Annotated in this window: 9 protein-coding genes; 1 reads left to right on the forward strand and 8 read right to left on the reverse strand. The window is 54.6% G+C overall.

Going from position 1 to position 8,605, the window contains the following annotated elements; translation table 11 throughout:
• Positions 1 to 595, reverse strand: a 595-nt coding sequence (locus GXX34_01495) for an ATP-binding cassette domain-containing protein (GenBank protein ID HHW06202.1), incomplete at its 3' end; no start/stop codon positions are given.
• A gap of 331 nt (positions 596 to 926) precedes the next feature.
• Between GXX34_01495 and GXX34_01500 the strand changes: the two genes are divergently transcribed.
• The gene (locus tag GXX34_01500) at positions 927 to 1,382 is read left to right on the forward strand and encodes a YbaK/EbsC family protein (GenBank protein ID HHW06203.1); all 456 of its coding nucleotides are present in this window, start codon (positions 927 to 929) and stop codon (positions 1,380 to 1,382) included.
• Here the strand turns inward: GXX34_01500 and GXX34_01505 are convergent, their stop codons facing one another.
• The 7 genes from GXX34_01505 to GXX34_01535 form a co-directional block, all read right to left on the reverse strand.
• Positions 1,383 to 1,988: a DNA-3-methyladenine glycosylase 2 family protein gene (locus GXX34_01505; protein HHW06204.1), complete on the reverse strand. Its 606-nt coding sequence runs from the start codon at positions 1,986 to 1,988 to the stop codon at positions 1,383 to 1,385. It lies immediately after the preceding gene.
• A gap of 152 nt (positions 1,989 to 2,140) precedes the next feature.
• Positions 2,141 to 2,542, reverse strand: a complete 402-nt coding sequence (locus tag GXX34_01510; protein HHW06205.1) for a 23S rRNA (pseudouridine(1915)-N(3))-methyltransferase RlmH — start codon at positions 2,540 to 2,542, stop codon at positions 2,141 to 2,143.
• A 35-nt stretch (positions 2,543 to 2,577) separates the two neighbouring features.
• Positions 2,578 to 3,048: a 23S rRNA (pseudouridine(1915)-N(3))-methyltransferase RlmH gene (rlmH, locus tag GXX34_01515; GenBank protein HHW06206.1), complete on the reverse strand. Its 471-nt coding sequence runs from the start codon at positions 3,046 to 3,048 to the stop codon at positions 2,578 to 2,580.
• A gap of 19 nt (positions 3,049 to 3,067) precedes the next feature.
• On the reverse strand, positions 3,068 to 3,985 hold the full coding sequence (locus GXX34_01520) for a lysine exporter LysO family protein (protein ID HHW06207.1): 918 nt from the start codon (positions 3,983 to 3,985) through the stop codon (positions 3,068 to 3,070).
• Positions 3,986 to 4,129: 144 nt separating this feature from the next.
• On the reverse strand, positions 4,130 to 5,266 hold the full coding sequence (locus tag GXX34_01525) for a PDZ domain-containing protein (GenBank protein HHW06208.1): 1,137 nt from the start codon (positions 5,264 to 5,266) through the stop codon (positions 4,130 to 4,132).
• 20 nt (positions 5,267 to 5,286) lie between these two features.
• Positions 5,287 to 6,540 (reverse strand): UDP-N-acetylglucosamine 1-carboxyvinyltransferase, encoded by a 1,254-nt coding sequence (gene murA, locus GXX34_01530; GenBank protein ID HHW06209.1) that lies wholly within the window; start codon positions 6,538 to 6,540, stop codon positions 5,287 to 5,289.
• A gap of 310 nt (positions 6,541 to 6,850) precedes the next feature.
• Positions 6,851 to 8,455 carry a SpoIIE family protein phosphatase gene (locus GXX34_01535; protein HHW06210.1) on the reverse strand — a complete coding sequence of 535 codons (1,605 nt, stop codon included), beginning with the start codon at positions 8,453 to 8,455 and terminating at the stop codon, positions 6,851 to 6,853.
• Positions 8,456 to 8,605 lie beyond the last annotated feature (150 nt).

Raw genomic sequence — 8,605 nt, forward strand, 5'->3', positions numbered from 1 at the left:
GTGGATCCAAGGCGCTGAACGCTTCATCCATGAGCAAAATGTCCGGATCGTTAGCCAGGGCCCTGGCCAAGCCGACCCTTTGCTGCATACCACCGCTGAGACTGGCGGGATAACTGCCGGCCCAATTCAGCAATCCCACAATATCCAAGGCCTGAGCGGCTTTTTCCTTCCGCTCCGCCGCAGGTATGCCTTGAATTTCCAAACCATACTCTACATTACCCATCACTGTCCGGTGCGGAAACAGCCCGAACTTCTGAAACACCATGCCAATTTTCTTTCGCCTCAGCTCCCGGAGCTCCCGGGGGACCATCGCCAGCACATCCTCCCCATCGATCATGATCTTGCCCTTGGTTGGTTCAACCAACCGGTTGACACACCGGACCAGGGTTGATTTGCCGCTGCCGGACAAGCCCATAATGACAAAGATTTCGCCTTCTTCAATCGCGATGGACACATCATTAATGGCAACGGTATGTCCCGTCCTCTTTAGAATTTCTTCTTTACCCAATCCTTGTTGCAGCAATGAAATTGCTTTATTCGGTTCATGTCCAAATATCTTGTAAAGACGCTCTATTACGATCTTGCTCCTTCCCAAATACGAAGGTCCCCCCTCTCCAATTCGCCAAATTTGTTCCCCAGGATATCATCTTGTTAGACAACCCGTCAAAGACGATGAGGCTGCCTCAGCCATGCTCTCCCCATCTCAGCCAGGACACGGCATCGATAACCCGGAGTTCCTCAAAGATCCTCCCAGATCCTCCAATATCCTCCTGATAACGGTCATTTCCGCCTGATTTTTGGTAGTATAAGCATATTCCTGCGGCTAGCATAAGCAGGCGTGTTCAAGCTCATCCGGCTAAGGGAGCCAACAAAGCCCGATTGTGGTAAAATATTGGGGAAAAAGCAGCGGTAACGGAGGGAAAACAGTGAGCGTCGAAAGGGTTAAGCAGTTTTTTGCGGAAAGGAACCTCCCCTACCCCATCTGGGAATTTGACACCAGCACCGCCACGGTGGAGCTGGCGGCGGTCGCTTTGGGGGTGGAGCCGGCCAGGATCGCTAAAACCATTGCCATCGGTTTGAAAGAACAAGTCATTGTGGTGGTTGCCAAAGGGGATGCTCGTATTGATAACCGGAAATTCAAGGATTGCTTTAAGCAAAAGGCGAAAATGCTCAACCCTGATGAGGTCCTAGCTGCTACCGGGTACCCGGTGGGGGGCGTCTGCCCCTTTGCCCTGGGCGACATACCCGTTTACCTGGACGTGACCTTGAAAGAGTTTGACTATGTCTACCCGGCGGCGGGTTCCCCCAATTCCGCCACCAAGATCACGCCGGAGGAACTGGCAGCAGTGACCGGGGGAACCTGGGTAGACGTGTGTAAATAATCAACAGCCGGCGGCGATCTCCCACAGGTACAGGGAAGCCACGGTACCGTAGGGCGAATAGAGCCGCCGGTATTTTTCAAAAGTATCCCGGTCCAGCTCCGGGAGGTTATACAAGGCCATCATCCCTTTTCTGATGGCCAGGTCTCCCCAGCTCACCACGTCGGGTCGCAGCAAGGAAAAAATCAAGAACATCTCGGCGGACCAAAGGCCCAGGCCTTTGAGAGCGCACAAGTGCTTAACGACCTCTTCATCAGGCATCAGCGGCAGCCGGCGCAAGTCCAGTTTCCCTGCCAGCACCGCTTCTGCCACTCCTTTAATGTAGCCGGCCTTCCGCAGGCTGGTACCGCACTGCCGGATGACTTTAAGGTCGGCGACGGCCACGGCCTCCGGTGTCACTTCAGGAAACGCCTCAAGAAAACGCTGCCAGACAGTATTGATGGCTTTGTTGGAAATCTGCTGGGCCAGAATGGTATGGACCAATCCCGGAAACAACTCAGGCATGATTTCCCGCTCAATCAGCCCAATCCTGTCTATCGCCTCCCCGAGCTTGGGATCCCGTTCTTTCAAATGATTTATTTCTTTGTGGCCGTAGGGAAAAACGGGCACTTGCACCAGCTCTCCTTCAAGGGCACAACAACCCAGGTATTTAAAAGAACAATTACAAACATGTTTGGCCCAAGTAACGACCGGCCCTGCCATGCTGCCGGGCCCTTCAATCCCATGTCGATGGGATTGGGGCAGCGGCTTTGGCCGGCACCCTACTTGTGATAAGGTTCATGATGGAGGATGCGGTAAGCACGGTAAATCTGCTCGAAAATGACGGTAGCCTGCAGCCCGGGATCCATTTCCAGGGGACTGATAGCCCAAGATTCATCACCGGCCATGTCCTCCGCCCCGATAATGACGGCCGCTGTGGAGTTGCCCGCCAGACCTAGGCGGTTGATTTTCTCCGCCAGTTCTTCGGAAGACATGAGCTGCCCTTGGGTCGAAATGATGATCTTATAGAGCTTCCCGGGCAATTTTGACGCCAGTACCCCCGCGTTTTTTGCGGCAATCACCTGAGTTTTGCAATACCGGCTTAATCTCTTTTCATACTCCCGGATAGCTTCCCGGTAAAATCTATCTATTTTGCAGTTTACGAGATAAATGATAAAATTCATGGCCTGCCCCTCGACGAAAAATGTGGCAAAAGGCTTTACCCTTGCCCATCAATATGCTTAAAACAGCGGCAGAGCTGTTCCAGAAGCATTAACCGCATGAGCTGGTGGGGAAAGGTCAGCGGGCCGAAGGACAAGCGAAAGTCCGCCCGGCCCAGCACCTCCCGCGAAAGTCCCAAGGAACCGCCGATTACAAAGGCCAGGTGGCCGCAGCCTTTGTCTCTTAAGTCCCGGATTTTTCCGGCCAGTTCCGCCGAGGACAGCATCTGCCCTTTGATGTCCAGGGCAATAACATACATGTCTTCTTTAAGGCGCTTCAAAATGCCCTGCCCTTCTAAATTCTTCACCTGCTCTCTTTCTTTATCGCTGAGATGCTCCGGCGCCTTGGCATCCGGTACTTCGACCAGGTTCAGGCGGCAATATTTGTCCAACTGCCGGCTGTATGCTTCAATCCCTTGCAACACCGGAGGTTCCTTGATCTTACCTACACTCACCACGGTAACTTCCACAACCGGCCCCCCATGTCACTTAAAGTCTGAGCAAAAGAGGCAGCACCAGCGGCACCAGTAAGGAAACCAGACTGCCGTTGATAAGAGCAATGGCCGCCGCATCTCTACCTAGCGCGCGGACGATCACCGGCAGCGTGGTATCCATGGTAGTAGCCCCGCCGGGGGCCAGGGCCGCCAAGCTGCCTTTCAGCCGGACCCCCAGCACAGGAATAATGAAAAATGACAACAGTTCCCGTAAGAAATTCGTTAAGAAAGCGATGGCCCCTGCCTCGGCACCCACCGCTTCTGCCACTACCACCCCGGAATAGCTGTAGAAGCCGCTGGCGGCCCCCGTAGCTAAAGCCACCGGGGGAGAGATGCCGATGAGCATGCCCCCCACCAGCGCCCCCAGGGTACCTCCCACCATCACCCCGGCGGGAATAAGGAAAGATACGACGCCCAGGGTTTTTAACTGGCGCCACACCTGCTCTTGCCTGGCCAGGTCAAAACCCACGAAAAAGAGCATCAAAGCCAGGGCATAGGAAGCCAGGTCTTTTAGGAAGGGTAAATCTTCCGGTGCCAGGTACTGGTAACCACAAACGATACCCACGGCCAAGATGAGTCCCACGAATCCCGCCAGCCGGAAAGGATTGTCCCCGGCCGACCGGGTAGACAGGTGGTTTACAGAATTATTCTTGCCGCCCAGGTTCTTTTCCAACAACCAAACGCCGCCGACGCTGCCGCCAATGGAAAATATAGTCAGGAAAAAGGATTTGAGGCCTAAAGTACCCAAATTGGCCCTGGTGGCCGGATCCGCCCCGATCTGAGCTCCTAAAACAAAGAGCAAAATGCCGAGAGCAATGAAGCTGGCGGTGCCCAGCTTGTCCAGCCAGGAAGCAGGCAGCCGGAGGAAATACCCGGCGATTAGGCCCAGCACCACTGCGATGATTAAGATCATGTTCATTCCTCCCAAAAAAAGAGCCGCTGGCGGCGGCACAATGAAGGGGCCGCTCCCGCGGCCCTCAGCCTGTTGACAAACTGTCCCGCCGGTGGTGCGGCAGTCCGGGAGCCGCTCCCGCGGCCCTTTCCCGTGGTTCTCCGGTTAAGACCGAGGCATTTCGCCCAGGGTCACTTGCAAATCAATGGCCTTGCCTTTGCGCACTACCCGGATGACCACCTGATCCCCGGGTTTGAGTTTTTTCAAGACCCCCTGCAAGTCCGCGGCGGTCTTGATGTTCTGGTCGCCAATGCGGACGATGATGTCTTCCACCTGCATGCCCGCTTTTTCCGCCGGGCCCCCGGGCACAATACCGCCCACCCAAATGCCTTGGGGCAGGTCGTACCACTGGGCCAACTGCTCCGTCACCACTTGGTAATTATAGATACCGATAAAAGGACGGCTGACATAACCTTTTTCGATTAACTGTCTGATAATGGGTTTCACGTCGTTAATGGGGATGGCAAATCCCATGCCTTCCACATCAGCCCGGCTCACCTTCACGCTGTTAATCCCGATGACTTCGCCCCGGCTGTTCACCAAGGCCCCGCCGCTGTTGCCCGGGTTAATGGCCGCATCTGTCTGGATCACATTGAGATTAACTTCCTGCCCCGATGCACCGGTTACACTAATCTGCCGGTTCAGGGCGCTGATCACTCCGGCCGTCACCGAGCGGTCAAAACTGGTGCCCAGGGGACTGCCGATGGCCACGGCCAGTTCTCCAACCCGGAGCCGGTCGGAATCGCCAAAGACCGCCTCGGGCAAATTGTCGGCCTTGATCTGGATCACCGCCAGGTCCGTCTGTTCGTCCCCGCCAATGACCCTGCCTTCGTACTGGTGCTCACCCTGCACAATAACCTCCAACCGGTCCGCTCCGGCGATGACGTGATAGTTAGTCACAATATAGCCGTTCTTGCTGTCGAAAATCACCCCGGAGCCTGAGGAGGGCTGCAATTGGCGGAAAAAACCCGTTTGCTGGTAATTCACGATACTCACCACCGCCGGGCTGACCTTTTCGGCGATGGCCACTACCGGAGATTCCGTGGGCGAGATCAATACCGGCGGTGTTTGGTTTGGTTTTTCCTGCTGCTCCCCGGGTGGAGGCACTGCTATATCCTCACCCAGGATAGTAGGCCCTAAATATAAAGCCACGATACCCCCAATGAGCGCGCTAATCAGCATCAGGACAAAAATCACAAAATAATTGGGTCTCCGTTCATAGCCGGAATCAAAATAGCTCATTCTACTTCCTCCCTAAACCATCAGGCGTCGACCCTCTCAATGTCGGCTCCCAATGACAGCAGTTTCTTATGGAAATCTTCGTAACCGCGGTCCACGTGTTCGATACCGCATACTTCAGACTGACCTTCCGCCGCCAAAGCGGCCAGCACCAGAGCCGCTCCCGCCCTTAGATCCGTGGCTTTGGTTTGGGCACCGTAGAGCTTCTCTACGCCTACCACCACGGCCGTCTGTCCTTCCACCCGGATATTTGCCCCCATGCGCCGCAGTTCCCCTACCATGCGGAAGCGGTTTTCATAAATGTTCTCTACAACCACACTGGTGCCCTTGGCCCGGGACAACAGCACCAGCATGGGTGATTGCAGATCCGTCGGAAAACCCGGATAGGGCATGGTTTTGATATCCGTATGGGTGTACTCTGCTACTCCTTCCACTTCCAGGGCATCTTCTTCCAGAATAAGCCGTGCCCCTGCTTCTTTTAGCTTGGCAATGAGAGGCATGAGGTGCATGGGAATAACATTTTCCAGCCGCACCCGGCCGCCGGTCACCGCCGCCCCGATGGCCAGGGTACCTGCCTCAATCCGGTCGGGAATAATGCTGTACCGTACAGGGCGGAGTTCTCTTACCCCTCTAATCCGGATGAGGTCGGTGCCGGCACCCCAGATCTGGGCGCCCATGGCGTTCAAGAAATTGGCCAGGTCCACAATCTCAGGCTCTTTCGCGGCATTTTCCAGAACCGTCTGGCCTTCGCTCAAGGCAGCTGCCATCATCAAGTTTTCCGTAGCTCCCACACTGGGAAAGTCCAGGTAGATCTTTTCCCCGTGGAGCTTACCTTGCACCTTGATAAAACCATGGCCGGTAGTCACATCTCCTCCCATGGCTTTCAATCCTTTCAAGTGCAGATCCATGGGCCTGGAACCAATAGAACACCCGCCCGGCATGGATATTTCCGCCCGCCCAAAGCGCCCGGCGAGGGACCCAAGCAATAGATTGGAGGCCCTTAGTTTCTTGGCTAAGGGATAGGGGGTAATGGTGCCGACATCGGAGCCCACCTTGATGGACACAGTATTGCTGTCTGTCCAACTGACGCTCGCCCCCAGACCCTCCAGGATTTGCGCCATGCACTTAACGTCCTCGATTTGCGGCACGTTTTCCAGAATGGTTTCTCCCTCCGCCATGAGGGAGGCCGCCATGATGGGTAAAGCAGCATTCTTAGCTCCACTGACTGCAACTGTCCCAGACAGTCTCTTTCCGCCGGAAATAATAAATTTGGCCATGGATTAACCCTCCCAGACGGGTCGTTACAGCTATTATTTCTAGCTCAAATCCCGTATTCCTGCCGTGGACGCAGGCTTATCCCCCGGGTCCCCTGGTGCTAGTGTATGCCGGCGGGACTGGAAATATCCAACAATACCAGCGCCCTGGCTGGGCGGCCATGCTCATTCAAAATCATATTCTGGACATACACGTAATACATAACGGCCCAAAGGCAAGGGCTGTGCCTCTCCTACAACGCCGGGAAAAACCGGAGCTGTCCTCCAAAGCCTGAGGACAGCTCCCCGTCTTTTGCGCTGTTAGACTATGCCCCTATCCCAAAAACCGGAAAATGAGCATGGCGCCGCCGGCGGTGTGTTCCGCCCCGCTGGAGAATTCAATTAATGTTTCTTTCATCCCCTCCAGTATTTTCTCCAGCTCGTATTCCCGCTTGATGGTTTCGTTGAGTTGGATGGTAACGTAGGGCTCGGAAAACTCGTCGCCGTCCTTGTTCTTGGTTCTGGCAACGCCGGCGGAATAAACCATCAGCATGTCCCCCTGCATCAGTTCCAGGCGGTTCTGCTGGAAATTCACGTTTTCCATATTGGCCAGGACAAAGCTGGTGACTTCGTTGACCTCCTCAAAGGCAGCCCCGGCCCGCTTCACCAAAGTGGTCGGCATGCCGGCGTTCACGTAATCCATTTCCCCGGTTCTTAAGTCCACGATACCGACAAAGACGGAGACGGTTAAACCTTCCGTATTGTTCTGACTTAACTGGTTGTTGGTCTCCAGTACAATCCGGTAGGGCTGGTAACCCAGCCGGGCGAAGCTGCGGATATTGGCAGCGGCCAAGACGGCGAACATGGTGGCGGGAATGCCCTTGCCGGAAGCTTCCCCTACCACCAGGCAGAGGCGGTGCCGGTCAATCAGGAAGAAATCGTAGAAACTGCCGTCCCCCACCAGGGTAGTCCGGTTCGCATAGATGTCGAACTCCGTCCGGTTGGGGAAGGCCGGGAACACGGTGGGGAAAATGTTGCTCTGGATTTGCTTGGCCAGGTCCAGTTCGGCACCGATACGTTCCCTTTCCGCCGACATGGCGGCCAGGTTGACCATGTAATTCTTGATCTCCCTGGTCATGTGATTGAGGCTGTTGGCCAAGAGCTCGATTTCATCCCTGGTCTGCACCGCTACCTCTTGGAAGGACAGTTGGGACGGGTCTTCTACCTCATTGGTCTGCCGCACGAAGTGCTGGGCACTCCGGGCCAGGCTCATAATCGGTTGGACCACGGAACGGTTCATAATGGTGATAAAGATCAGGAGGAATACTGCCAAGAGGGCCACGGCACCGATAGCCACCGTCATCAGGTAGGAACGCATGTTTTCTTTAATCTGGTCCATGGACACATCCATAGCCAGCACGCAAACGGGACGGCCGGCGGCATCCAGCACCGGCACATAACCCGTCATCATATAACCGAATTCACTGTCATTGACCAGGAAACGGATGGCGGTTTTGTCACTGTCATCCATGAGGGAGTTGTAAAACAACCGGCGCATATTCTCATCAAAATCGCCTTCACCCACGGGATCACCGAGGGAATTGATGGTTTCCGGTTCTTCCAGGAACTCCTGCTCCGTAAAGGCATTGAGGACATAATTCATCCGGGTGGGGTCATTACCGTCGGGGAAGTAGACCATGTAGATAAACTGCATCTCGGATCTTTCCTTGAAAGTGTTCAAGGTTAATTGCAGTCTTTTCAGGCCTTCTGATTCCTGGAGCGTGTCAATGCAAGCCCGTAAATCATCCCCATCGATTTCGCTCATGGCGATTTTGATGAAGGAATCCACGTAAACCTGGTACCGCTCCAGGAGGCTGTTGCTGTAGGACCGGTAACCCAGCCAGCCCATCATCACGCTTAAGACTGCGGTAAAAACCACACAATAGACGATGATTTTATTACTTGAGCCTTTTGCAAAATAGCCCCTTTGTAGAAAAAGAAAACAAGTTGCCATACTGCCGCAAAGCGCAATTTTCTAAAAACACTTTAGCGGGCAGCAGTAATATCGGTATCAACCGATTTTAACCTA

Source organism: Clostridia bacterium, from assembly GCA_012840125.1.
Classification (GTDB): Bacteria; Bacillota; DULZ01; order DULZ01; family DULZ01; genus DULZ01.